Source organism: Collinsella sp. AM31-2AC (assembly GCF_003469285.1).
GTDB classification, from domain to species: domain Bacteria; phylum Actinomycetota; class Coriobacteriia; order Coriobacteriales; family Coriobacteriaceae; genus Collinsella; species Collinsella aerofaciens_AT.
The window spans coordinates 97,330-123,394 of sequence record NZ_QSJB01000005.1; the positions used below are offsets into that span (position 1 = coordinate 97,330).

The window sequence follows — 26,065 nt, forward strand, 5'->3', positions numbered from 1 at the left end:
AGGCGAAAATACCCCCGTCAACGAGTATGTGGAGCAAATCCACAAGTTCGCACAGGTATGGGGCTGACGAGTCGGCCCTCGTCGTCCTCGCATGCTTGATTCTGACGCTCGACATCGTAGGAGCAGATGGTCACGAGGTCTTGCATACCGGTGGAAACAATAGGTGCATCCACGCCCGGGGTCAAGCCCTGCAACAAAACATCAGCAGCGGAAAGCAAAATTTCCGGACGCATGGAGCCCTCGTTGTCGGCATGGGTGTCGAGCATGAGCACCAAATGGTCAGGGCGCTCCCCCGCCGTGAGCTCATAGCCCACGAGCGTGTGATCCAAATCCAAGCGCTTGCTCTTTTTGCCGCGCGCGTAGTCGATGCCATGGTCCGCGCGCAGCGTGTCGATCGCACGACGCACCTCGTCGGCGCTTACGGGCGCCTCGGGATCCAAGTGCAGGTCGATGCGATACGACAGACGCGTGAGCTGCGCCGTCAACGCCGGCGTGCGCACGTCGATGTACGCCGCCTCGATGGGCGCCAGATCGGCCGGAGACGCCGCAGCCAGGCGCCCAAACGCCTCGTCGAGCGCCACGAACTCGGTCATAAACAGGTCATACCACTCGCAGATCGACGACGTACCCACCGGTAGCGCCGAAGAGAAGCCCACTCGCATGTGCGGAGAGAAGCCCTGCGTGACGGCATAGGGAAGTCCCGCACGGCGCACGATGCGCTCAATGGTATGGATTACTTCGAGATGGCCCAGGTACTTAAGGCGATCGCGCTTGCCATAGCGAACACGAAGTCTAAAGAGCGTGGGGTTGTCGGTCAGGCGCTCACTCATGCGCGATCACCCATCAATACATTCTTGGCGTGGAGCGTGGGGCAGATTCCGCAGCCGGTGCACGACGTGCGGGTGCAGTCGGGAGTCGTGACACCCTCGAGCGAGCGACGGTACTCGCGCTCGAGGAAGCCGCGCGTGCAGCCGGGGCTCACATGCTCCCACGGCAGACGCCAGTCCAACTCGTAGGGCAGGTGCACGAGCTCATTGAGGTCGATGCCGTTTTTGGCAGCAGCCTCCTTCCAGTTATCGAGCGAGAAATGCTCTACCCAGGCGTCAAAGCGAGACCCCGAGCGCCAAGCATCGATGATGACGGGCGTCATGTCACGACCGGCGCGGGAGAGCGCGGCCTCGATGAGCGAGGTCTCGGCATCGTGGTAATGCACGCGGACGGCACGGTTGCGAACGCTCGTGATGAGCAGCTTCTGGCGACGCTTGACGTCGTCGTAGTCGAGCTGCGGGCACCACTGGAACGGCGTGGCAGCCTTGGGGATAAAGACCGAAACCGAGATGGACACCGAGATCGAGCCGCGACGAGCCTTGGGCACCACGGAACGACCGAGCTCCAGCACGTGATCGGCCAGATTGGCGATGGCCACGATGTCCTCGTCGCGCTCGCCGGGAAGGCCCATCATAAAGTAGAGCTTCATGCGGTTCCAGCCGGCCTCGAAGGCCGCCTTGGCCGCACGGTCCAGGTCCTCCTCGGTCACGTTCTTGTTAATGATGTCGCGCATGCGTTGGCTGCCGGCCTCGGGCGCGAACGTCAGGCCGCCCTTCTTTTCGCCGGCGACCGACTCGGCCATATCCACGCCAAACGAATCCAAGCGCTGCGACGGAATAGACACGCGAATACCCGTATCCTCCAGGCGACGGTTGAGCCTGCCGAGCACGTCACGAATGCAGGAGTGGTCGGTCGTGGAGAGCGAGGTCAGCGACACCTCGTCATAGCCGGTCTTTTCCAGACCCTGAATCACCGACGAGACGATCTGGTCGGCCGAGCGCTCGCGCACCGGGCGATACGTCATGCCGGCCTGGCAAAAACGACAGCCGCGGGCGCAGCCGCGCAGGATCTCGATAGACAGGCGGTCGTGGACCAGCTGCGCATAGGGTACGCACGACTGCGACAGCGGATTCGTGGCGCCGAAATCCTCGACGACGCGTTTGTAGACCACGGTCGGCGCATCCTTGCCCTCACGCGGCACGGTGTAGCCATGCGGCGAGCAGGGCTCGTCGTGACGAACCTCATAGAGCGACGGCACGTAGTTGCCGGCAATGGATGCAAGCTGCTCAACAATCTGCGCGCGCGGGACTCCTTCGTCGCGCAGGCGGCGATGCAGCTGGCAGGTCTCGAGCAGCGATTCCTCGCCCTCGCCGATGAGGATGGCATCGAAGAAGGCCGCGTACGGCTCGGGGTTGTACACCGAGGGACCGCCGGCGATGATGATGGGGTCGTCTTCACCTCGGTCGGCCGCTAACAGCGGAATGCCAGCGAGGTCGAGTGCCTCAAGGAAGTTCGTCACCGCCATCTCGTGCGGCACATGCAGGCCGACGATATCAAACGAAGCGACCGGCGCTGCACCCTCGAGCGAGAGCAGCGGAATGCCTGCCTCGCGCATAGCGTCACCCATATCGGGCCACGGCACATAGCCACGCTCGCAGGAGATGCCCTCGGCCTGGTTAAGGATGTTGTAGAGGATGGCGATACCCTGGTTGGGCAGACCAACCTCGTACACATCCGGGTAGATCAGGCAGCAACGGTAGTCGGCATCGGCCTTGGAAAGCGTGCCCCACTCGTGATCGATATAGCGACTCGGCTTTTCGACCTTGGCGAGCAACGGCTCAATTAAATGAAAACAATCTTGGTACGGAACGCGCAACGGAAAACCCCTAAGCAGCGAGATCTGATGTGTCCTGATAGGACGCCATAGGACGGGTAGCGCCCGCGACCGTGGTCACCAGATCGCGAACGCGGGAGAACGTGGCAGTAACCACCTCGTTGGCACGGCTGTAGTCGACATCGCGTTCGTAGAGCGAAACGAGCGCACGGCCCATGCCATAGGTGCCCGCGGCAGCAGTGAGCGCCTTGACGGCAAACCCAATATGCGGCGTCTGCTTGACGAGCGCGCGGGTGACCGCGCGGATCACAAGACCGCCGACAAGCACGCCCGCGACCTCGTAGCCGCGCTCAGGCTTAATGCCGCGTCCAAAGACGGCAGCGAGCTCAAAGAGCATGCCCACCTGCGCCAGCGCCATAACGGGATAATCGGCGCCCGGCAAAAACACCAGCGCACCGGTCGCCATATTAGTGAGCGCGCACGAGGTGATGATACGATTGGCCGCTGCGATGCGCATGAAGGCAAAGTTCGCCGCAAAAGCCGTTTCCTTTTCGGTGCGATCGAGAATCCAGCGGGCAAGCGTCTCGAGCAGATACGTCTTATCGGTTGCCGCCACCACGCCGAGCATGGGCGTGGACTCCTCGATAAACGGCACCTCCACAGCTGACTCGGCAAGCACGCACACGGGCGCGCCGGCGATCACGAGCTCCTGCACGGCACTCTCCAAGCGGTCGGAACCGCACGAGAGCACCAGTACCACATCGGTATCGGTCTTTGGAGCAATTCGCTCCTCCCCCAGACGCTCGACGCGCACAATGCCCGAGGTCGTCTGCGGCACAAAGGCGTCACGCACCGTCTCGGCCAGAAAGCGCGAGGCGGACGAATCCAAATAGACCGAGACGCGCACCGGCGTATCGGAATCCTTCTTAACGGACGCGCCCATCTTAAAAGCGCGGGTCAGCTTATCTACGGGAATTTTCATAGCAAACCCCTCCAGCGGTTACGCGGCGCCCGAACGATGCCGCCATATGGATTGTACGATACCCACCGTCAGCAGCTGAATCATCATCGAAGACGAACCGAAGCTAATAAACGGTAGCGGAATACCGGTAATCGGCATCATGCCAATGCACATGCCGATGTTTTCGAAGGTCTGGAACGCCCACATGCCAACGATGCCCACACACGATAGGCGCAAGAACAGCGACTCACACTTAAAGGCGACGCGAATCGTCGAAAAGATCAGCAGCACGTAGAGGCATAGGAGCAAAAAGGAACCGCAAAAGCCAAAGGTCTCGGACAGGAAGGCGAAGACGAAGTCGGTGTGGAACTCAGGCAGAAAGCCGCCGGCCGACTGCGTCGCATGGCCCAAACCCTTACCAAAGAAGCCACCCGAGCCAACGGCGATAAGCGACTGCTGCAGGTTGTAGGCATCGTCCGAATCGGCATTATCGGGGTCGATAAAGACCGTCAGGCGGTTCATCTGATACTGCTTGATGAGCACATCGTGGCCGAGCAACGAATCAAAGACCGAATCGAGCGCCAGGACGAGGGCCACCAGGCCCACGAGCAGGGCCAGGGTCGACAGCACCCATTCGCGGCGCGCACCGCTCATGCAGATGACGATGGCGCCCGAGACCAGCACGACCAGGCCCGAGCCCAGGTCGCCCATGGCGACGACGGCCAAAAACGGGATGGACAGCATGCCGCAGAGCTTAACGTAGTCGCGAACGGTATCGATGCGGCCGTTATACTGCGAGCCAAGCGTGGCGATAAAGAAGATGGTGATAAGCTTGGCAAGCTCAACCGGCTGGAATGTCAAGCCGATACCGGGAATCTTGATCCAGCCCGTCATGCCCAGACCGCCTGTATAGGACAGACCCGGAATCTTGGGTGAGAAGATAACGATCAGGTCGATGACGAGCAACGCTGTCGAGAAATTGGAAATACCGCGCAGGTCGGTACGCCAGACCAGCACCGCCAGCACCGCCCCGATGCCAATTCCCAGAAGATGACGTGAGAACGAAGCATCGGCCTTAAACTGCGAAGCCGACCAGATAATGATGGCACCGTAGGCGACGAGCGCCACTGTAGCCACGAGCACACCGATATGCACCTTTTGGCGAAACGTGCCGCGCGAGGCCGAAAGTTGCTTGTTGACGCGGTCCAGGCTGCTGCGAGAGCCGGTCTTGGTTGAACGGAACAGATCCGCCGGAGAAAAATCCATCGCAACCTCCTATCGAACCGAAGAATCGCCCGAGGCCGAAGAGGTATCGGGCTCGTCATAAATCACGCCGAGCACATCGCGCACGACATGCATCGCGGTATCTGAGCCACCGCCGCCCTGCTCCAGAACAGTAGCGATGACATACTTGGGATCATCGGCCGGCGCATAGGCGCAGAACCACGCGTATTCGTCCTCGCCGCTTTTCTCGCCCGTGCCCGACTTGCCGTATACCTGCGGCGTCAGGGTGCCAAAGTGAGCCGCCAGGGACGTCGATGCCGTGTAAATCACATCGTGCATGCCGTTGCGAACAAGAGTCAAATCCGAATCGCTGTTGATCTTGGCCTCCAGGCGCTTCTTCTTGCCTTTGCCGTTGTACTTATAGGCATCGCCGTCGCCATCGCGCGACACGGCAGACAAAAACACGTGAGGCACGTACTGCTTACCGCCGTTGGCGAGGCCCATGTAGGCGCATGCCATCTGCAGAGGCGTCACCAGGATGTCGCCCTGGCCGATGGCAATGTTGGTCATATCGCCGGCATTCCACTTGCGGTCCTCGGCAGAGGCGTCGGTAAAGTACGACTCTTTCCACTCGGCATCGGGAATACGGCCCGCGCCCTCACTCGGCAGATCGATACCGCAGGTCTTGCCTAGGCCCCAGCGACGAAAGACCTCCTGCAGCCCCTCGGAATGTTGCTCGTCATAAAAGAAGGCCTTGCCCATGTCGTAGAAGACGGGGTCGCACGAGTTGGCGATACCCGACTGCAGCGTCATGGTGCCGTGTCCAGACGTCAGCCAGCAGCGCTTGCCCCAAGCCTTGCCCAGGCCCGTCCAATAGCCCGTGCAGTTGGTTGTCTGCGTTGAAGTGTAGGTTCCAAACTCAAGACCGGCCAGTGCCGAGAGCGGCTTGATGGTCGAGGCCGACATGTACTGTCCGCTAATGGCGCGGTTGAGCAGCGGGTGCGAACCCTTGTCATCATTGAGCTCGGTCCACACGTCATTTGAGACGCCGCCGATAAAGACGGACGGATCGAACTTGGGCTCGCTCGCCATGCCCAGGATCTCGCCATTGTTGGGATCGAGACACACCACAGCGCCGTTGCCGGCATTGCTGTAGCCAGTGGTCTTGGCAAGCTCGATGGCGCTCGCCAGCGCCGTCTCACAGGCCTGTTGGATCTTAAGGTCGAGCGTGAGCTTAATGTCGGAGCCGGCCTTGGCGGGCACGGCGCCGGCCTGACCGGTCACATTGCCCGAGGCATCGACCTTGACGGTCTGCTCGCCACGAATACCCTGCAGCAGGTTTTCGTAGTAGCTCTCAACACCCGCCTGGCCCACGATATCGCCCGACTGGTACGTAATCTTGCCAGCAGAAGCATCATCATCGCCAGAGGTTTTCTTATTCTGGGCCTCGAGCTGCTCGGAGGTAATGGTGCCGGTATATCCCAAGATATGGCATGCCGTCTCGCCATATGGATACTGGCGCTCGGTACGCTCGGCAATCTTGACGCCCGGGAACTCGCCGGCGTGCTCCTGAATATAGGCAACCGTGGAGCGACGGACGTCCGTCGCGATGGTATGCAGGCTCTGGGCGCCCTCGGAATTGTCCTGAATATTGCGCAGCACCGCCACGTAGGGCATACCGAGCACGTTGGCAAGATGACGAACCAGAACCTCATCCTCAGCAAGGTCGCGATAGGCCACGACAGCAAGTGAGGGACGGTTCTGGACAAGCGCCACGCCATTGCGGTCGAGGATGCGACCGCGCACAGCGGGTGTGGTAACGGTGCGCGTCTGATTGCTATTAGCCTGCTTTTCGTAATAGTCCGACGAGACCATCTGCATGCCCCACAGCTTGACGGCAAGCGCCGCGAACATCGCGCCCACACCCGTGGTGAGGATGGAGAAGCGGCCCTTAAAGGCGGTCGCCGCGGTATTGCCCTCGCCCTCGGTGGCGCGCGGGGCCGTTCCATGCTGCGTATCGTAGGTAAAACGAGAATCGCCGCGACGCATGATGACCAGTGCGACCACGATGGCCACAACCAGCACGATACCGGCGATAATAACCGTCATCTGGGAAGACATCTACGAGCCTCCCCTATTTGAGCTTACGGGTCTTGGGCTTAAAGCGCATGCCCGTCTGGCGTCCGCCACGTGCGGAGAATCCATAACCGGACTGCGGCACGACGCCGGACATCAAAAACGGAATGGCAACCAGACCCGTCAGGATCGAAGACGGCAGCGCATGGCCGAAGATCGCCACGACAAAGCTCGTCTCCAAACCCATAAACAGCAAGATGATGCTGTAGATCACATTAATGACGAACGCGAAGGCGCCCACAGTGATGCCGCGCGCACTCGGAGTACCGCCCGTCTGACCGGCGGCGCTATGCACCAGGGCAAAAGAACCCACGGTCAGCAGGAGCGACATAACGCCCACCGGCACGGCAGCGGAAAGGTCATAGAACAAGCCGCTGCAAAAACCGCACACGACGGCACGGGTCGGGTCGCCCGAGAACACGCTTAGGCACACCAGGATAATCATAAAGTTGACGCGACCGCCCGCAATGGAGATCTGCGGTGCCAGGCCTGCCTGCAGCAGCACGCACACAATGGCGGCGATTACAAACGTGCGGGAGCTCATCCCCTGCTCGTGTAGATCCATGGACATGCCCCCTATTCGCTCGAGCCGGAATCGGTCGTCTCGGACGTGTCGGAACTGTCATCCGGGCTCTCGTCCTTCGTCTTGGTCGCAGCATCGCGCGACGTTCCCTGCGGCGTGCTGTTGGCCGTGTTCACGTCCTCATCCGAGGCCGACTGTTCGTCGGTCAGCGAGGTAATGACCAGCACTTCCTCGTTGTTCTCGGCCGTCGTCTGGGCGCGCACCACAATGGTGTAGTACACGTCGTTAGCCGATTTCTCAACAGACGAGACGGTGCCGAGCGGTAGACCCTTGGGGAACACACCGCCAATGCCCGAGGTCACGATGATGTCACCAACCTTAACGTCGGAATCGACGCTCACGTACTCAAGACGCAGCGTGCCGTCAGCCTGACCCTGCAGCATGCCCTGGGCGCGCGTGTCCTGCACCATAGCGGACACGCCCGAGTTCTCATCGCCAATCAGGCGCACGGTGGACGTCTTGGCCGAGACCTCGATAATCTGGCCTATGACACCGGCAGAACTCGTCACAGGCATGTTGATGGTAAGACCGTCGGCAGAACCCTTATCGATGGTGACGGTCGAGGTCCAGGCATCGCCCGAAGCGCCGACGATACGAGCTGCGGTTGATTTGAGGTTGTAGGTCGACTGCAGGCCGACCAGCCCCTCCAGTCGCTCGGCGGTCTTTTGAGCCTCGGAGAGCTCGGCAACCTTAGAGGTCAGTTCCTCGTTTTGTTTCTTAAGCTCGTCAAGCGTGTCCTGCGACGCCGTAAGGTTAGAGAACACGTTACCGATCGCATTGAAGGGAGCCGCCACAGCCGAGCCCACAAAGCGCACCGGCGAGGTAATCGTCGTCACGCCCGAGCGCACGGCATGAATCGGTCCTGCCTCGCCCTCGCGGATGTAAAACGTGAGCAGCAACACCGAAATCAGGCTGAAAACAATCAACGGGCGCATACCCGTTGATTGTCGCTTGGTATTCAGATTTGTGGAGAAACCCGAAGATCGTGCCAAATGGAATCCACCTTTTGGAAATTAAGCATTGGTCTGGACGAAGCCGCCATCAAACGCATTGGCCTCGAGCACGCGGGCACAGCCGTTAACAACGTTATCGAGCGCCGTGGGGCTGACGTTGACCGAAACGCCGGTCTCATCGCGCAGGCGCACGTCGAGACCGCGCAGCAGCGCGCCGCCACCGGTCAGCAAAATGCCGTAGTACATAAGGTCCGAGGCAAGATCGGGAGGCGTAGCGTCGAGTGCGTCCTTGACGGCCTTGGCCATCTCGTCGAGCGGCTTGTTGAGCGCGCGACGAATCTCCTCGCTCTCGATGCGCACGGTCTTGGGCAGACCGGTGATCACGTCGCGGCCGTTGACCTCGACGTCGAGCTCGTCCTTGAGCGGCACGGCGGAGCCGACCTTGATCTTGATGTCCTCTGCCGTACGCTCGCCGATGGCCAGGTTGTAGGCATCGCGAACGTGCGTGAGGATGGCCTGATCGAACTCGTCGCCGGCAATACGGATGGACTGCGAGACGACGATGCCGCCCATAGCGATAACAGCGACCTCGGTGGTACCGCCGCCGATGTCGATGACCATGGAGCCGGTGGGTTCCTCGACGGGCAGGTCGGCGCCGATAGCGGCGGCCATAGGCTCTTCGATCAGATAGGCCTGGCGGGCACCGGCCTGGATCGTGGCCTCAAAGACAGCGCGCTTCTCGACCGACGTGACACCGGAGGGAACGCAGACGACAACACGCGGACGCGGAGTCCACGGATAGCGCTTCTCGGACGCCTTATCGATAAAGTAGCGAAGCATGGCCTCGGTAACATCGAAGTCGGCGATGACGCCGTCCTTCAGGGGACGAACGGCCACGATGTTGCCGGGCGTACGGCCGAGCATGCGCTTTGCCTCGATACCGACCGCCAGGATGCGCTCGTCGTTTTTGTCGATGGCGACAACGGAGGGCTCGCGAATGACGATGCCCTTGCCGCGCACGGAGACAAGCGTATTTGCGGTGCCGAGGTCGATGGCAAGATCGCCCGCATAGCTACCGAAGAACATATCCATCAAAGAAAACAACGCAACTCCTGATGTGTTGGATGATTGCTGGAAAACTACTAGCTCATCATACTAGCGCAAGCCCGGCACCTCACTTGCGGTGAAGCGCCGGGCAAAGCTAAATCCCATAAGGTCACTACTGGTTGTCAGCAGCCGAGAAATCCATATCGAGCGAAGAAACGGCCCAGCCGATATGATTGTCGGAGCGCACGAATTTGACGGTGTACTCCTGCTCGCCGCCCTTGGACAGCGATGCCTTCACCTTAGCGGTCGTCTCGGTCATGGACTGATCCATGCCCTCGACGGACACGGTGGCACCCTGCGGAATCGAGGAGATGATCATCGACTTAGCGTCCTCGGACAGGCTCGAGGCCAGGCAAGACTCGGCCTTTGCGGTGTCACCGTCACCGGCAGCCTGGAACAGATCGGTAACGACAGACTCCTGAGACGGGAAGCCAAAGCCGCGCGTGTAGGCAAAGCCCAGACCGCCCGCGGCGATCAAAATGAGCAGAAGCAGCACGATGAAGACTTTGAGGCCCGTGTGGCGATGGCGGCGACGGACCTTGGCCTGCTTACGATCCTGACGGTCCTGCTGGACCATCTCGGACTCGGACAGCGTAAAGAAGCCGGTGTCCGAGGGATCGGGCATAAACTGACCGGTCGCGCCCGTAGGATCGAGCGGATCGACGGCAGGAGCGTCCATCGCGGGCGCCGGAGCCGTGGCCATAGCCGTCTGGGCAGACAGCGCAGCAAGCGAATCCTGCACGCGGGCAAGCTCATCGGCCTGCTCGGAGGTGAGCTGGTAGATGTCATCGGCAGTAGCGGCGTTAAAGGCGTCGAGTGCGTCGGAGGGACGGCCGGCGGCAGAAAGCGCCTGACCCATGCCGGCGTTGAGCGCACGCGTGTCGTCGCGGGGGCCGGCGAAGTCGATAGCCGTGCGGTAGGTCTCCACGGCATCCGCCGGACGGCCGAGCTTAATGAAGCAACGACCGAGCTCGCCGAGTGCGGCGGCAGGAGCCGGATTGGCACCGTCGATGGCAGCCTGACGGAAGGCGGTTCCTGCGTTGGCATAGTCGCCCGACTGGAACAGCGCATTGCCCAGGCCCAGATAGGCCTTGAACGGCGTGGCATAGGAAGCATCCTGCGTAGCAGCAGAGAACGCCTGAGCGGCCGTCGTGTAGTCGCCCACGGCGGCAAGCGCCTTGCCGCGGTTGGTGAGCAGCGCGCCGCGCTTGCCGTAGGTGCCGTCGTTGAGGGCGGCGGCATAGGCCTCGGCGGCCTCGGCATACATGCCCAGGTGCATCAAGGCGTTGCCACGAAGGTGATCTGCCTCGCCCATAATCTCATCGGGAGTCTTTGCCGCCCCAAGCATCTGGGCTGCAGCGGAAAAATCACCCGCGCGGTAAGCGGCGCGGCCCTGTTGGATCAGCTGGCTATTCAAGGAAGTCCCCTTTACTCGTGAACGATCTCGACATGGACGATCTCGTCGCCGGCACGCAGCTGCGAAATCACATCGAGACCCTCGACCGTGGTACCAAAGACGGTGTAACCGGAATCGAGGTTATGCTGGGCGCCCAGGCAGAAGTAGAACTGCGAACCCGCGGAATCGGGGTCCATGGAGCGTGCCATGGCAAGGGCGCCATCGACATGGCTGTTGCGCGGATTGGTGGCGAACTCGCCCTTGATGCAGTAGCCGGGGCCACCGGTACCGGGCATGCCGTCGGGGCCCTCAAGACCGGCGGCGACGTCGGCGCCGGACATGTCGCGGGTATTGGGGTCGCCACCTTGGATAACAAAACCGGGCACATAGCGATGGAACTTAAGGCCATCATAGAAACCCATCGTGGAAAGCTCGCAGAAGTTCGCGACATGAATGGGAGCGCCCTCGCCGTCAAACTTGACCTTGATGGCACCCTTCGACGTCTCGATTACGGCGCACTCGTCGCCGACAAGCTGATACTCGGGCGTGTAGAGCTCTTTCTTAAAACCAAACATGTGGTTCCTTCCTCGTGCGTTTAAAGCATATTTGTACGAATTGTAGCAATAAGCACGGGCTTACATCAATTGCGCACGTAGGTTATGCCGACTATGGCGAACTAGTTTTAGGAACGCTGCTGCGGCTTCCAGGAACCCACATTGGCATCGTACTGGTTCAGCGCGCTATTGCCGCCCTGCGCGATGGGCGCCAGGATCTCGCTTTGGTGGGAACTCATCGACTCGCCATCGGGAATGGCCAGCGAAATATCCCAGCTCTGGCAGATCACGTCGACGCGCTCATACATCCACTCGGCAAGCTGCTTTAAGTGGGCGATGTCATCCGCATAGACCGAATCGTCCTGGTACTTAAGGTTGTTGAGCTCATCTTGCGTCTTTTTGATCTGGTCGCGCAGGGCGTAGGCACTCTGCGACAGCTCCTGACGGGTGGACAGCGGCGTTCGGAGATAGCCGTTGTTAAAGGAATCGATGACCTCGCCGATCTGGTCTTCGTCAGCGTAGGACACGATGGTCTGATACAGACCGTCGAGCCTGGTATAGAGCTGATCATCGGTGAGCACGGTTTCTTCCTGGACCACCTCGGCAGAATCGCCCTGCTTGGTATCGTCCTCAGTCGCCTCGCCCTTTTGGCGCGTGGGGAAGGTGGTTTGTGCAGCTTGGCCAAACTGGTCGTAGAAGCCGGGCATGACACCCATGGGATCGGTCGTCACGAACCAATAGGCACCGCCGCAAACGACGGCAAGGACCGCGATGACGATAAGCGGCTTGGGAATATGACGCTTGTGCTTGTGATAGGCGTCCTCGTCGGGGTGCACCTTGCGCTTGGGTTTTTGAGCATCGTCATGCAGGGAAACGGGCATGGGAATATCGACCTTGGGGATACCGAAATCCTTATCGAAAGCCGGCAGCACGCAGGTCTCATTGGGGTCGGCGGCGTCCGAAAGCACCGCAGCGGCAGAGGCCGGCGCATGCGGCACCTCGGTATCGATCTGCTCTTGCGTTAGGCGCGGAAAGCCCGCCGTGCGGCCCGCTGCCAGGTCGGATGCGGCCGCGTCCTCGGAGAGGATACCCGGAGCGGGGCGTCCGCATTTGGGGCACGTACGATCATGCGGAGAAAGACGGGCACCGCAGCCCTCACAGAACACGAACTCGGTGTGCTCGGGACCATCGCCCGGACCCACATAGGCGTTGCAGTAGGGGCAGAACGAGGCGCCGTCCTCGATGGTCTTAAGGCAATGCGGACAGATCACGGCATCCTCTTTTCGAAGCAATTCAAACAATCGAGGTTAGAGCATAACATCGCCAAGGCCCCACAGGAGCAAGGCACCAATTCAACATCGCCAGGGCGCGTAGTTACTTCTTCTTTTTGCTCGGCATCGAGACTTTGATGCCTTGGGCGGACTTGGTTACGCGGGAGCGCTTGACTCCGGTACTCTTCTTTTTCTTGGGCTGGGCCTGGGCCACGCCCTCGAGTGCGCGGGCCTCGGCCTCACGAACGGTGCGAGCTTCGCGGCGCTGCGCCATGTCGGCGGCGACGCGCTTGGCAAAACGCTCGGCCGTCGAACCCGTCGAGCTCACCTTGCCGCCACCGCGACCCAAGCGGACGCGCACACCGCGGCCAAAACCAGTTGCGGCATGACGACGACGCGGCTTGAGCGAATCCATCATCGTGGCGAGCTTAAAGAACACCGAGCAGGTGATGACCACGATGACAGCCAAGATAACCATCTGGCCCATCGACAGGTTGGCAATAGACAGCAGCTTCGGGAATCCGATAACGCCCGTCAGGATGCCGGCAACTACAAACACAAAGAGCGCCACACGTAAGGGCGTGAGGGGCTGCGAGATACGCCAGATCAGGCTGACACTCGCCGCGCACGACGTAAGTAGGCACATCGTAGACAGCGTGAGCTGGTTAAAGCCGAACACGCGCGCCACAAAGATATCGAGCGCCGCGGCCAAAATGACCGCAAGCGACGCCGGCAGTGCCCGCTTGAGCACGTTCGTCAGGAACGACCCCTTCACGCGAGCATTGTTGGGCTCCAGGCCCAACACAAAGCCCGGCGCGCCAATGCAGAAGAAGTTGATGAGCGTCATCTGAATCGGCTCGAAAGGGTACGGCGGCAGTGCGATGCACAGCGCCGCCAGGCCCATCGAGAACAGCGTCTTAGTCAGGAACAGCGAAGCCGAACGCTGCAGGTTGTTGATGGAGCGACGGCCCTCGGCCACCACGGCGGGCATCGAGGCAAAGTCGTTGTCGACGAGCACGATCTCGGCCACGTTACGCGCGGCATCGGAGCCGGCCGCCATGGCCACGGAGCAGTCGGCCTCCTTGAGCGCCAGCACGTCGTTGACGCCGTCGCCTGTCATGGCCACGGTGTGCTCGCGGCGCTTGAGCGCCTGCACGAGCTCGCGCTTCTGCTGCGGGGTCACACGACCAAAGACATGGTAGCGGTCCACTGCGGCATCGAGCTTGGCCGGCGTATCGAGCGTCGTGGCGTCCACATAAGCGTCCGCCCCCGGCACGCCCACCACGCGCGCGATCGACGACACCGTACGCGGGTCGTCGCCACTGATCACGTTGAGAGTCACGCCCTGCTCGTTAAAGTAGCCGATGGTCTCGGCCGCCGAGGTACGGATCTCGTCGCGTATGGTCACAAAGCCCACGGGCTCGGCCTCGCCCACCATATCGCCATCGGGCGTAAAGCCGTCAACGCGCGCCACCACGAGCACGCGGCAGGTATCGGCAAGCTCGGCGACACGGTTCTCGACCTGGGCAAACGCACGATCAGAGAGCACAAACTGCGCCGCACCCATCACATATGAGCCCTGTGCAAACGACGCGCCGCTCCACTTTTTGGAAGACGAGAACGGAATGACCGACAGCGGCTCGGACACCTCGACCGGACGGTCGGCGTAATAGTTGAGCAGCGCCTGACAGGTCTCGTTGGCATCGGCCGAGGTCGCACGTGCGACGTTAGCCAGCGCAAAATCGAGCACCGTGGTATCGACGGGAACGGCGGCGTCGCCCTCCCCCGCACCCATACCCTCGACCGGCAGCGGATAGGTACCCTCGACCTCCATGCGGCCCGACGTGATGGTGCCCGTCTTGTCCAGGCACAGCACGTCGACGCGCGCGAGCGTCTCAATGCAGTAGAGCTGCTGCGCGAGTACCTTGCGGCGGGCCAGGCGCACCGTGGCGATGGCGAGCACCGACGAGGTCAGCAGCACCAGGCCTTGCGGGATCATGCCCAGCAGGGCGCCCACCGTGGACAGCAGCGCCGACGAAGGCACATGACCAGCCAACAGCTCGGAGAAGCACCACGAAAGCGCGCTATTGCCTGGGGTTCCCGCGGCATCCCACAGCTCGCTCACGCTCGAGGCAAACAACGCCAAACCGAGCGGGATCATGATGATGCTCGCAAAGCGCACGATGGCGTTAAGCGCGTTCATGATCTCGGAATTGACCTTTTTGACGTACTTCGCCTCGTTATTAATTTTGGCCACGTAGTTGTCGGCGCCGACATGGATCACGCGGGCGCGCAGCAGGCCCGAGTCGATAAAGCTGCCGCTCATGAGCTCGGAACCGGGCTGTTTCTTAATGAGGTCGCTCTCACCCGTCAGCAGGCTCTCGTTCACGAGCGCCTCGCCCGAAACCACCACGGCGTCAGCGGGAATCTGGTCGCCGCGCCCCAGGCGGATGATATCGTCGAGCACGATCTGGTCCAGGTCGAGCTCCACCTCGGCGCCGTCGCGCACCGCAATGGCCTTCTTGGAGGTCAGCAGCGTGAGCTTATCGACCATCTTCTTGGAACGCATGGACTGGATGACGCCAATAGCAGTATTGAGGAACACTACGAACAGGAACGTCAGATTCTTAAACGAACCGGTCAAAATGACTAGGAACGCCAAAATCACGTTGATCAAATTGAACAGCGTGCAGAGGTTCTCGATGATGAGCTCTTTGACCGACTTGGTCTTGAGCTCCATGTTGCGGTTGATCTTACCGGCGGCGATGCGCTCCTCGACCTCGGCGGTCGAGAGTCCGCGCTCGATATCCGTTGCTGCCATACCACGTCCCATCACGTCGCGTCGGTATAAGAAAAACCGCCCGGACCATGCGAGGTTCGGACGGTCTCACGTTCGATGGTGCCCCATGTTGGATTCGAACCAACGGCCTTCTGCTCCGGAGGCAGACGCTCTAATCCCCTGAGCTAATAGGGCCAACGTTTGGCATTATACCCAAGTGCACCACGGGCTATCAAAATAAAAGAAAAAGCTTTGCAATTCCGGGGAAGACGCGGCGCAACGGCTCACTTTAGAAGGCAAAAGCGAATCAGATAGTATAAACTCTCATGCACCATATATACACGGCTCGCGATGCGGGCCGTTTTTGCAAGGGTTATCCATCGAGGTGAGAGGCACACCATGATTGCAATTTTAAAGCAGAGCGCCAGCGACGAGGCCGTCAGCCATATCGTCAGCTGGATTGAGAAAAAGGGCCTGAAGACCGACGTCTCGCGCGGCGAGAACGAGACGATCATCGGCCTGGTGGGCGATACGACCAAGATCGACCCATTCCTGCTCGAGTCCATGGACGTCGTCGAGCGCGTGCAGCGCGTCTCCGAGCCGTTCAAGCGCGCCAACCGCAAGTTCCACCCCGAGGACTCCGTCATCGACTGCGGCCACGGCGTCAAGATCGGCGGCGACCAGTTCCAGGTCATCGCCGGCCCGTGCTCCGTCGAGGGCGAGAACCTCATCCGCATCGCCCGCCGCGTGAAGGCAGCCGGCGCCACGATGCTGCGCGGCGGCGCCTACAAGCCCCGCACTTCCCCGTACGCCTACCAGGGCATGGGCCCCGCCGGTCTGGACCTGCTGTGCGAGGCATCCGCCGAGCTCGACATGCCGATCGTCACCGAGATCATGGACCCGCGCGACGTGCAGGTCTTCCTCGACAAGAAGATTGACGTCATGCAGATTGGCGCTCGCAACGCCCAGAATTTCCCCCTGCTCAAGGAGGTCGGCAAGACGCAGACCCCGGTTCTGCTCAAGCGCGGCATGTCCGGCACCGTCGACGAGCTGCTCATGGCTGCCGAGTACATCATGAGCGAGGGCAACGACAACGTCATCCTGTGTGAGCGCGGTATCCGCACCTTCGAGACCCGCACCCGCAACACCTTCGACCTCAACGCCGTGCCGGTGCTCCACCACCTGTCGCACCTGCCCGTCGTTGCCGACCCCAGCCACGCCACCGGCTACACCCGCTACGTTGAGCCTATGGCGCTCGCGGCGACCGCCTGCGGCGCCAACGGTCTGGAGATCGAGGTCCACGACGACCCGAGCCATGCTTGGTCCGACGGCGCTCAGGCCCTCACCCCCGACCAGTTCGACGACACCATGCGCCGCATCCGCGCCATCCGCGAGGTCGTCTGCCAAGAAACCGTTCAGGAGTAGCCCATGGGCACGGTGAGAAACGCACGCGTTAACCAGGGTGGCCCCAAGTGCGCCGGCATCGTGGGCCTGGGCCTCATCGGCGGCAGTTTTGCCCGCGGCTATGCGCAGGCGGGCGTCCGTGTGCTGGCCTGGGACCCCGATGACGACGTCATGACGGCCGCCAGCATGGGCACCGTTGCCGGCGAGCTCAACGACGAGACGCTCGGCGAGTGCGACATCATCGTCCTGGCATGCTACCCCGAGGCCTGCATCGAGTGGCTCGAGGCGCACGCCCAGGCACTCGCCGACGCCACCGACACCGAGGCCATCATGGGCCCCGTGGTGATCGACACCGTAGGCGTCAAGGGCATCGTGTGCGAGCGCGCCTTTGAGCTTGCCCGCGAGCACGGTTTTTACTTTGTGGGCGCGCACCCCATGGCGGGCACGCAGTTCTCGGGCTACGCGCATTCCCGCGCCGACCTGTTCCAGGGCGCCCCACTCGTGCTCGTGCCGCCCGCAGTGGACGATGCGCTCAAGCTGGAGCTTTTAGGCCAGGTGCGCGAGATGGTGCGCCCCTTGGGCTTTGGCAAGTTCAGCGTGACCAGCGCCGCCGAGCACGACCGCGTCATCGCTTTTACGAGCCAGCTCGCGCATGTCGTCTCAAACGCCTATGTTAAGAGCCCGACCGCTCAGGTCCACCACGGCTTTTCGGCCGGCAGCTACCGCGACCTCACCCGCGTGGCGCACCTCAACCCGCAAATGTGGTCCGAGCTCATGATCGACGACGCCGACGCGCTCGCCTTCGAGATCGACCATCTGATCGAATCGCTTGGCGCCTACAGCCGCGCGCTCAAGGACCGCGACCAGCGCTATCTGGAGAATCTCCTTGCCGAGGGCGACCGCATTAAGCGCGCACTCGACGACGAGGCCTCCCACTAGACAACCCATCACGCCAGGTCGAAAGGACCGAAGCTTATGGCGATTACCATCGATATCGACACTGCACGCCCCTACCAGGTGCATGTTGGCACGTTTTTGCTGGAGCAGGCGGGGCCGCTTGTGCGCGCCACCGCCGGCGGCACCCGCGCCGTCATCGTGACAGACACCAACGTGGGCCCGCTCTACCAGATACCCGTTAAGCAGAGCCTGGAGGCGTCAGGCTACGAGGTGAGCATCTGCACCTTCGAGGCCGGCGAGGCCCATAAGCGCGCCGAGACCTACGTTGCCATTTTGGAGTTTGTGGCCGAGCACGAGCTTTCGCGCTCCGACGTGATCGTGGCACTCGGCGGCGGCGTCGTGGGCGACGTGGCGGGCTTTGTGGCCGCCACCTACATGCGCGGCTGCAAGTTTGTGCAGATCCCCACGAGCCTGCTCGCCATGGTGGATTCGTCGGTGGGAGGCAAGACCGCCATCGATCTGGCTGCCGGCAAGAACTTGGCCGGCGCCTTTTGGCAGCCGAGCGTGGTTATCGCCGACGTGGGGTGTCTGGCCACACTCACGCCCGAGCAGTTCGCCGACGGCTGCGGCGAGGTCGTCAAGCACGCCGTGATTGCCGACCCGGAGCTTTTCGCCGAGCTGGAGAAGACCCCGCTCACGCTGGAGCTGCTCAACCGCGATGTGGCCCGCGTAGCACTCATCATCGCCCGCAACATCGACATCAAGCGCGCCGTGGTCGTCGCCGACGAGCGCGAAACCAACCAGCGCAAGCTCCTCAATTTTGGACACAGCGCCGGGCACGCCGTCGAGGCCTGCGAGCACTTTGAGCTCGGACACGGCAACTGCGTTTCAATCGGCATGGGCATCATCACGCGCGCCGCGGCCCTGCACGGCATTTGCGACGCCGAGCTGCCGGGCCGCATCGAGGAGCTCTGCGCACGCCACGGTCTCAAGACCCGCTGCGAGCTTTCGGCCGACGCCGTCTTTGCCGAAGCACTGCACGATAAAAAGCGCGCCGGTGACACGATTGACCTGGTAATTCCGCACGGCATTGGCCGTTGCAGCATCGACCGCACGCCGCTTTCCACCTTCCACGATTTAATTGCCGAGGGCCTCGGCCAGAAGGGAGACGCTTCCGCATGCTAGCCCGCATCACCCCGTCCCCGCTCAAGGGCACCGTTCCCGCCATCGCGTCCAAGTCGATGGCGCATCGCCTCATCATCTGCGCTGCGCTTGCCAACGGCGAGACACACGTCACCTGCAATACCACCTGCGCCGACATCGAGGCTACGGTGCGTTGCCTTACGGCCCTGGGTGCTCGCATCGAGACCGTCGAGGACGGCTTCCAGGTCCACCCCACCATGAAGAGTGTTGAGTTTGGCCTGCTCAAGGCCCTTGCCGGCGGCACGCTTGACTGCGGCGAAAGTGGATCCACGCTCCGCTTTATGCTGCCTGTCGCCTGCGCGCTGGGTGCGGATGCCACCTTCGTAGGCCAGGGCCGCCTGGGCGCCCGCCCGCTCTCCCCGCTCTCGGACGAGATCATCGCCGCCGGCTGCGACCTACAGGGTCTGGGCGGTTTTCCGCTCAAGACGAGCGGACGCATGCGCCCGGGCACCTTTGTGCTTCCGGGCAACGTGAGCTCGCAGTATATCTCCGGCCTGCTGCTGGCAGCCCCGCTGCTGGCCCAGCCCTCCTGCGTGCAGGTAACCGGCCTCATTGAGAGCCGTCCCTACATCAACCTGACGATCCAGGCCATGAAGGCCTTTGGCGTCGAGGTCAACGTCGAGCGTATTCCGGCCAAGGACGGCCAGCCCGAAGTCACGAACTTCCGCGTGAGCAGCGGCTCGTACCGCACGCCCGGCAGCGTAGCCGTCGAGGGCGACTGGTCCAACGCCGCCTTTTGGCTGTGCGCCGGCGCTATCGGCGCCGACCCCATCACCGTGGAGGGCGTATCCCTGAGCTCCGCGCAGGGCGACCGAAACGTGCTCGCCGCGCTTTCGCGCTTTGGCGCCCGCATCGTGCGCTCCACCAACGCCGCCACCGTGAAGTCCGACAAGCTCGCCGGCTTTGAGATGAGCGCCCACGACATTCCTGACCTGGTGCCCGTCATCTCGGCCGTAGCCTCGCTGGCGCAGGGCCGCACCTTTATCCGCGATTGCGCCCGTCTGCGCATCAAGGAATCCGACCGCCTGGTCACGACCACCCGCGAGCTCACCGCGCTGGGCGCGCAGGTGCGCATTGCCAGCGATGACCTCATCATCAAGGGTGTCGATGCCTTCACCGGCGGCGAAGTCGATTCGCACAACGACCATCGCATCGCCATGATGGCCGCGATCGCCGCGAGCCGCGCCACCGGCGAGGTCGTGATCCACGGCGCCGAGGCCGTCAACAAGTCCTATCCCGATTTCTTCGACCACTACCGCCTGCTGGGCGGCAAGGTCACACTCGAGGAGGAATAGCATGTCCTCGACCTTTGGCAACGTCTTGCACTTAAGCATCTTCGGCCAGTCGCACTCCCCCGCCATCGGCTGCTCCCTCGATGGCATCCCGGCGGGCATCGCTGTTGACCAGGAGCGGCTGCAGGCCTTCCTTGACCGTCGTGCCCCCGGTCGCGACGAGACCGCGACCAAACGCCGCGAGGCCGACGCCGCCCACATCATCGCCGGTGTGGTCGATGGACATACCACGGGAGCACCCATCGCCGCGATTATCGAGAACACCAACACGCGCTCAAAGGACTATTCCGAGCTGCGCCGCAAGCCCCGCCCCGGACACGCGGATTTTCCGGCGCGCGTGAAGTATCACAACATGCACGACGTCGCCGGCGGTGGGCATTTCTCTGGCCGCCTAACGGCACCCCTGTGCATTGCCGGCGGCATTGCGCTGCAGGCACTCGAGGCCCGCGGCATTAACGTGATGGCGCACGTCGCGCAGATCGGCGGCATCTCCGACCTGCCGATGGACGACATGGTCTATCGCGAGGCCGACCGCAAGGCGATCCTTACGAACGATCTTCCTTGCATTGACGCCGCCGCAGCCGGCCGCATGCGCGAGGAGATCCTAGCCGCACGCGACGAACTCGACAGCATCGGCGGCATCGTGGAGTGCGGCATTTATGGGCTTCCCGCGGGCATCGGCGACCCCATGTTTGACGGCATCGAGAACCGCATCGCGCAAATCGCGTTTGGCATTCCCGCCGTAAAGGGCGTGGAGTTTGGCATGGGCTTTGCCGTGGCCGCCATGCGCGGCAGCGAGAACAATGATCCGTATCGCATCGATGCCGAGACCGGCGAGATCAAGGTCGAGTCCAACAACGCCGGCGGCATCCTGGGCGGTATTTCGACCGGCGCGCCCGTCATGTGGCGCATGGCCGTAAAGCCGACGCCCTCCATTGGCCGCGAGCAGCAGACGGTGGACATGGACGCTATGGAAAATGCCGGGCTCTCGGTCCACGGCCGCCACGATCCCTGCATCGTCCCCCGAGCTGTCCCCGTAGCCGAGGCAGCCGCCGCTCTTGCCATCTGGGACGCCCTCCTCGAAGACGCCGCCCAGCGCTAACTACCCACCCCTCAACATCCCCCGACACGTGAAAGGGGTCTCCATGGACCTTGCTGACATCCGCCAGGCCATCGATGGCATCGACACCACGCTCCTCAACAGCTTTGTCGAGCGCATGGACATTGCCACCGAGGTCGCCAAGTCAAAAATCGAGATGGGCAAGGCCGTCTTCGACCCCGCCCGTGAGCGCTCCAAGCTCAACAACCTCGCCAGCCGCGCGCCCGAGCGCTACGAGGCGCAGACCATCACCCTGTTCCGTCTCCTCATGAGCATGAGCAAGGCCGAGCAGCAGCGCTACATCAACGAGCTCAAGGGCATCACCGTCTCGCAAAAGGCCCACGCCACGGCTGCAGCCTCCGACACGGCCTTCCCTCAAACGGCTACCGTTGCCTGCCAGGGCGTGGAAGGTGCCTATAGCCAGATCGCCGCGTGCAAACTCTTCGACGTGCCCGACATCGCGTTTTTCGAGACCTTCGAAGGCGTTATGCGCGCTGTGCGCGATGGCTTCTGCGAGTTTGGCGTGCTGCCCATCGAGAACTCCACCGCCGGCTCGGTCAACGCCGTCTACGACCTGCTCGCCCAGTTCGACTTCCATATCGTGCGCTCGCTGCGCCTCAAGATCGACCACAACTTGCTCGTCAAGCCCGGCACCAAGCTCGCGGGCATACGCGAGGTCTACAGCCACGGTCAGGCCATCGCGCAGTGCGCTAGCTTTATCGAGGCGCACGGCCTGCACGCCACCAAGTACCCCAACACCGCCATGTCGGCCGAGATGGTCGCCAGCTCCGAGCGCACCGATGTTGCCGCCATCGCATCGCGCAGCTGCGCGGCACTCTATGGTCTGGAGGTGCTGGAGCCCAACATCCAGGACTCGGACAACAACTACACGCGCTTTGTCGTCATCAGCCGCGAGCCACGCGTCTACCCCGGTGCCAACCGCACCTCGCTTATGATTACCACGGCCAACGAGCCGGGCGCGCTCTATCGCGTACTCGAGCGTTTCTACGCGCTCAATATCAACCTCATCAAGCTCGAGAGCCGTCCCATCCCCGGGCATGACTTTGAGTTTATGTTCTACTTTGACCTGGACTGCCCCTTTGGTAGCAAGGCCCTCGACGACTTGCTCGACTCCATCGATGACGTGTGCGAGAGCTTCACCTACTTTGGCAGCTACACGGAGGTGCTCTAGATGACCGATACCGCCGCAACCCGTCCCTACGGCGTGCTGGGCCGTGTGCTGGGCCACAGCTACACCCCGACCATCTACAAAGAGCTCGCTGGGCTTGAGTACGTGCGATTTGAGCGCGAGCCCGAAGATCTTGAGGCTTTTATGACGGGTAACGAATGGGAAGGCACCAACGTGACCATCCCCTACAAACGCGCCGTCATGGAATACCTGGACGAGCTGAGCCCGCTGGCCGAGCGCATGGGCAACGTTAACACCATCACACGCTTGCCCGACGGCCGCCTGCGCGGTGACAACACTGACTATTTCGGTTTTCAGTGCCTAGTTGAGGAGTTGGGCGTAGAGGTTGCCGGCAAGAAGGCCCTCGTGCTCGGTGCCACCGGTGGCGCGGGTACTACGGCCAGTATGGTGCTCGGAGATCTGGGTGCCATCGTCGTACCCGTGGGTCGCACGAGCGAGGTCAATTACAGCAACATCGCTCAGCAGTCCGATGCAACGCTGCTCGTCAACTGCACGCCCGCCGGTATGTTCCCCCACTGCCCCGACGCTCCCTGCACGCTCGAAGGCCTCGATGCGCTCGAGGGCGTCATCGACATTGTCTACAACCCCGCCCGCACGGGTCTGATGCTCGAGGCCGAGCGCCGCGGCATCCCCTGCATCGGCGGCCTGCTCATGCTTGTTGCCCAGGCGGCACAGGCTGTAGAGCGTTACACCGGCCAAGCTACCCCGCGCAAGCGTATCTTGGACGTAACGGAGCGTCTGTCCCGCCGCGAGCAGAACATCGCGCTGATTGGCATGCCGGGCTCGGGCAAGACCCGCGTGGGCGAGCAGATCGCCCAGCTCACGGGTCGCGAGCACATCGACTTGGATCGCGCGCTCGAGGAGCGTCTGGGCATGCCCTGTGCCGACTTTATCGTCGAGCGCGGCGAGGCGGCCTTCCGCGAACAGGAGACGGCTGCGCTGGCCGACATCTCCAAGCGCAGCGGCCTGGTGCTCTCCACCGGCGGCGGCGTGGTCACACGCGACGAGAACTACCCGCTGCTGCACCAGAACAGCCAGATCGCGATGCTCAACCGTAAGCTCGACGAACTCGCCCACAAGGGTCGCCCCATCACCGCCCGCGATGGCATCGACAAGCTGGCCAAGCAGCGCATGCCACGCTACCGCGCCTGGGCCGACTACATCATCGACTCACGCGATTGCGCCGCCAACACCGCCCAAGCCCTCCTCGACACCCTCCCATCCGCTCTCTAACCAAAACCACCACAAAGGGGACAGGCACCTTTGTGGTGGTTTTCCAACCGCAAAGGAAGCAACCATGAAAGCACTCGTCATCAACGGCCCCAACCTCAACATGCTCGGCATTCGCGAGCCGGGCATCTATGGCAGTGACAACTACGACCGCCTGGTCCAGATCTGCCAGGAGGCAGGTGCCGCGCAGGGCTTCGACGAGGTCGAGGTCTTCCAGTCCAACCACGAGGGCAGCATCGTCGACAAGATCCAGGAGGCCTACGGCAAGGTAGACGGCATCGTCATCAACCCGGCAGCCTACACGCACACCAGCGTGGCAATCCTTGACGCCCTCAAGGCCGTCGCCATCCCGGCTGTGGAGGTCCACATCAGCGCTGTCGAGACCCGCGAGGACTTCCGTCAGGTGAGCTATGCACGCCTAGCCTGCTTTGCCACCATCACCGGCGAGGGCCTGAAGGGCTACGCCCACGCGTTGGAGCTGCTGAAAGAGCATCTCGAAAAGTAAGCCTCGCGGATCAATACATTAGCACCGATTCACACGAACAAAACTCCAGCGCCGGCAGCACCTCGCTGCTGCCGGCATTTTGTTACTGGCATATAATCGTTGCAGTCACACTACGTCTGGAGACCCACATGCTGAGCATTCACCTGGGGGATTACCCCGGTTCCATCTACGATACCGAAACCTATTTTAGGAACTCATACTTGGACTCATGGTTCGAAGACCCTATGGCCGCACAGATTATTAAAAGCGTGGACGGATCAGAGCTCATCGGTCCCCACAACATCGTAAGCAAGCAGCTGGGCTCAATCACTCCACTCGAACTGTCCGGCGGCGTTAAGACGCTGCTGCTGGTGCGCAATCTCCCAAATATGGTGTTCAACGCATCCACCTGCGGAGACAACTGTGCCCGCTGGCTACTCAAGATCGGCAAAGAGCAGGATGTGCTGGTGACCTTATACCACATCATGAAATTCCCCTGGAAGAGCTTTGAGATTCGCATCAATAACGATGGCCGCATCGTTAGAAACATGCAGGAGTTTGTCGGCGCCACGAATGACTTTTTGGATGTTGATGAGTAATGAAGGGAACGCATACCGTTGTCGTAGAGCGTGCAAAGGTCAAATACACACTCACGTTTAAGCGCAATATTTCCTTTATACGCGGCAACAGCGGCACGGGCAAAACGACGCTCATCTCGATGATTCGCGACTACAACGACCGAGGACCGGAAAGCGGCGTTGCACTCAGCTGCGACGTACCTTGCGAAACGCTTTCCGGCAGACGCTGGGAGCGCGAGCTGTCGATCATCGAAGATTCAATCGTCTTTCTAGATGAGGGCAACGAGTTTATCTACTCAAAGGACTTCGCCAAAGCCGTAAACGGCTCGTCCAACTATTTTGTTCTGATATCTCGTCGCGATGCCAACGAGCTCCCCTACAGCGTTGATGAGATCCTGAAGTTAGTCAACACGACAAGTAAAACAATCAATGGCCGCAAGAGCGACAGGCGCTTCTACTCGGTGACCAAACCGCTATATGACCACACAGCAAGTATGCTGTATCAGGATCTAAATGTTGGATTCGAGGTACCCGACGCCGTAGTTGTCGAGGATAGCAAATCTGGCTATCAATTCTACGACGTTCTTTGCAACCGGCTCGGGATCCCCTGCTATACCGCCACCGGCGTAGCAAATCTAAAGCGGACAATTCACGAATGCCCCGAGCAAAACGTTCTTGCCATTGGAGACGGCGCAGCATTTGGTCCCTACATCGAAAAGGTGATCGGACAGCGCGTTTACAAGAACGTTCGCTTGTTCCTCCCGGAATCATTTGAGTGGACACTTCTGCAATCTGACCTCATTCCCAGTAACGACATTCCAAAAATTCTCAAGGATCCTTCGAGCTATATCGAAAGCCGCGACTACCTAAGCTGGGAGCGATTCTTCACCGACGTATTGATCAAGTACTCGGCAGACACTCGCTACGCCTACAGAAAGGCGAAACTCAACGAGCAGTACCTAAAGCCGCCGGCGATGGATGCAGTTGCAAGCGTCTTGCCCGAGTGCCTGAGGGCAGACTAGATACGGCGGGGGGGGGCAAG

The 26,065-nt window shown here is 61.5% G+C and carries 22 protein-coding genes and 1 tRNA gene; 10 read left to right on the forward strand and 13 right to left on the reverse strand.

Annotated features, from left to right (window positions below; all coding sequences use genetic code 11):
• Nucleotides 1–17: 17 nt before the first annotated feature.
• The 13 genes from DW796_RS03535 to DW796_RS03595 form a co-directional block, all read right to left on the reverse strand.
• The gene (locus tag DW796_RS03535) at nucleotides 18–830 is read right to left on the reverse strand and encodes a TIGR03936 family radical SAM-associated protein (RefSeq protein WP_117757141.1); all 813 of its coding nucleotides are present in this window, start codon (nucleotides 828–830) and stop codon (nucleotides 18–20) included.
• Entirely contained in the window at nucleotides 827–2,704 is a 1,878-nt protein-coding gene (locus DW796_RS03540; RefSeq protein WP_118094270.1) for a TIGR03960 family B12-binding radical SAM protein, read from the reverse strand. The genes DW796_RS03535 and DW796_RS03540 overlap by 4 nt, the downstream gene beginning before the upstream one ends.
• 10 nt (nucleotides 2,705–2,714) lie before the next feature.
• On the reverse strand, nucleotides 2,715–3,644 hold the full coding sequence (locus DW796_RS03545; protein ID WP_118094271.1) for a YcjF family protein: 930 nt from the start codon (nucleotides 3,642–3,644) through the stop codon (nucleotides 2,715–2,717).
• A gap of 18 nt (nucleotides 3,645–3,662) precedes the next feature.
• The gene (locus DW796_RS03550) at nucleotides 3,663–4,889 is read right to left on the reverse strand and encodes an FtsW/RodA/SpoVE family cell cycle protein (protein WP_022094759.1); all 1,227 of its coding nucleotides are present in this window, start codon (nucleotides 4,887–4,889) and stop codon (nucleotides 3,663–3,665) included.
• A gap of 9 nt (nucleotides 4,890–4,898) precedes the next feature.
• The gene (gene mrdA, locus DW796_RS03555) at nucleotides 4,899–6,968 is read right to left on the reverse strand and encodes a penicillin-binding protein 2 (RefSeq protein ID WP_118094272.1); all 2,070 of its coding nucleotides are present in this window, start codon (nucleotides 6,966–6,968) and stop codon (nucleotides 4,899–4,901) included.
• A 13-nt stretch (nucleotides 6,969–6,981) separates the two neighbouring features.
• Nucleotides 6,982–7,548, reverse strand: a complete 567-nt coding sequence (locus tag DW796_RS03560; RefSeq protein ID WP_117646379.1) for a hypothetical protein — start codon at nucleotides 7,546–7,548, stop codon at nucleotides 6,982–6,984.
• Nucleotides 7,549–7,559: 11 nt separating this feature from the next.
• Nucleotides 7,560–8,501, reverse strand: a complete 942-nt coding sequence (gene mreC / locus DW796_RS03565; RefSeq protein ID WP_117564242.1) for a rod shape-determining protein MreC — start codon at nucleotides 8,499–8,501, stop codon at nucleotides 7,560–7,562.
• A 78-nt stretch (nucleotides 8,502–8,579) separates the two neighbouring features.
• Nucleotides 8,580–9,611, reverse strand: coding sequence for a rod shape-determining protein (locus DW796_RS03570; protein ID WP_006236061.1), 1,032 nt, complete (start codon nucleotides 9,609–9,611; stop codon nucleotides 8,580–8,582).
• Between the two features lie 127 nt (nucleotides 9,612–9,738).
• A complete protein-coding gene (locus tag DW796_RS03575; RefSeq protein ID WP_233539649.1) occupies nucleotides 9,739–11,043 on the reverse strand; it encodes a tetratricopeptide repeat protein in 1,305 nt (434 codons plus the stop codon).
• An 11-nt stretch (nucleotides 11,044–11,054) separates the two neighbouring features.
• Nucleotides 11,055–11,597, reverse strand: a complete 543-nt coding sequence (locus DW796_RS03580; RefSeq protein WP_117842713.1) for a peptidylprolyl isomerase — start codon at nucleotides 11,595–11,597, stop codon at nucleotides 11,055–11,057.
• A 107-nt stretch (nucleotides 11,598–11,704) separates the two neighbouring features.
• On the reverse strand, nucleotides 11,705–12,847 hold the full coding sequence (locus DW796_RS03585) for a zinc ribbon domain-containing protein (protein ID WP_158550965.1): 1,143 nt from the start codon (nucleotides 12,845–12,847) through the stop codon (nucleotides 11,705–11,707).
• A 103-nt stretch (nucleotides 12,848–12,950) separates the two neighbouring features.
• Nucleotides 12,951–15,668 (reverse strand): HAD-IC family P-type ATPase, encoded by a 2,718-nt coding sequence (locus tag DW796_RS03590; RefSeq protein WP_118094273.1) that lies wholly within the window; start codon nucleotides 15,666–15,668, stop codon nucleotides 12,951–12,953.
• A 76-nt stretch (nucleotides 15,669–15,744) separates the two neighbouring features.
• Nucleotides 15,745–15,821 (reverse strand) — tRNA-Arg (locus tag DW796_RS03595).
• Between the two features lie 204 nt (nucleotides 15,822–16,025).
• Here DW796_RS03595 and aroF point away from each other — a divergent pair.
• The 10 genes from aroF (at nucleotide 16,026) to DW796_RS03645 (ending at nucleotide 26,045) form a co-directional block, all read left to right on the forward strand.
• Nucleotides 16,026–17,051, forward strand: a complete 1,026-nt coding sequence (gene aroF / locus DW796_RS03600) for a 3-deoxy-7-phosphoheptulonate synthase (protein WP_117716665.1) — start codon at nucleotides 16,026–16,028, stop codon at nucleotides 17,049–17,051.
• A gap of 3 nt (nucleotides 17,052–17,054) precedes the next feature.
• The gene (locus DW796_RS03605) at nucleotides 17,055–17,969 is read left to right on the forward strand and encodes a prephenate dehydrogenase/arogenate dehydrogenase family protein (protein WP_117820546.1); all 915 of its coding nucleotides are present in this window, start codon (nucleotides 17,055–17,057) and stop codon (nucleotides 17,967–17,969) included.
• Between the two features lie 36 nt (nucleotides 17,970–18,005).
• Nucleotides 18,006–19,112, forward strand: a complete 1,107-nt coding sequence (aroB, locus tag DW796_RS03610; RefSeq protein WP_118094274.1) for a 3-dehydroquinate synthase — start codon at nucleotides 18,006–18,008, stop codon at nucleotides 19,110–19,112.
• Nucleotides 19,106–20,425 carry a 3-phosphoshikimate 1-carboxyvinyltransferase gene (gene aroA, locus DW796_RS03615; protein ID WP_118094275.1) on the forward strand — a complete coding sequence of 440 codons (1,320 nt, stop codon included), beginning with the start codon at nucleotides 19,106–19,108 and terminating at the stop codon, nucleotides 20,423–20,425. The genes aroB and aroA overlap by 7 nt, the downstream gene beginning before the upstream one ends.
• Nucleotide 20,426: 1 nt before the next feature.
• The gene (gene aroC, locus DW796_RS03620; protein WP_118094276.1) at nucleotides 20,427–21,524 is read left to right on the forward strand and encodes a chorismate synthase; all 1,098 of its coding nucleotides are present in this window, start codon (nucleotides 20,427–20,429) and stop codon (nucleotides 21,522–21,524) included.
• 43 nt (nucleotides 21,525–21,567) lie between these two features.
• Nucleotides 21,568–22,713: a prephenate dehydratase gene (gene pheA, locus DW796_RS03625; RefSeq protein ID WP_118094277.1), complete on the forward strand. Its 1,146-nt coding sequence runs from the start codon at nucleotides 21,568–21,570 to the stop codon at nucleotides 22,711–22,713.
• Nucleotides 22,714–23,964, forward strand: coding sequence for a shikimate kinase (locus tag DW796_RS03630; RefSeq protein WP_118094278.1), 1,251 nt, complete (start codon nucleotides 22,714–22,716; stop codon nucleotides 23,962–23,964).
• 64 nt (nucleotides 23,965–24,028) lie between these two features.
• The gene (gene aroQ, locus DW796_RS03635; protein WP_099431841.1) at nucleotides 24,029–24,466 is read left to right on the forward strand and encodes a type II 3-dehydroquinate dehydratase; all 438 of its coding nucleotides are present in this window, start codon (nucleotides 24,029–24,031) and stop codon (nucleotides 24,464–24,466) included.
• Between the two features lie 128 nt (nucleotides 24,467–24,594).
• Nucleotides 24,595–25,044, forward strand: coding sequence for a DUF4869 domain-containing protein (locus tag DW796_RS03640; protein ID WP_118094279.1), 450 nt, complete (start codon nucleotides 24,595–24,597; stop codon nucleotides 25,042–25,044).
• On the forward strand, nucleotides 25,044–26,045 hold the full coding sequence (locus tag DW796_RS03645; protein ID WP_118094280.1) for a hypothetical protein: 1,002 nt from the start codon (nucleotides 25,044–25,046) through the stop codon (nucleotides 26,043–26,045). Before DW796_RS03640 ends, DW796_RS03645 begins: the two co-directional genes overlap by 1 nt.
• Nucleotides 26,046–26,065: the final 20 nt, after the last annotated feature.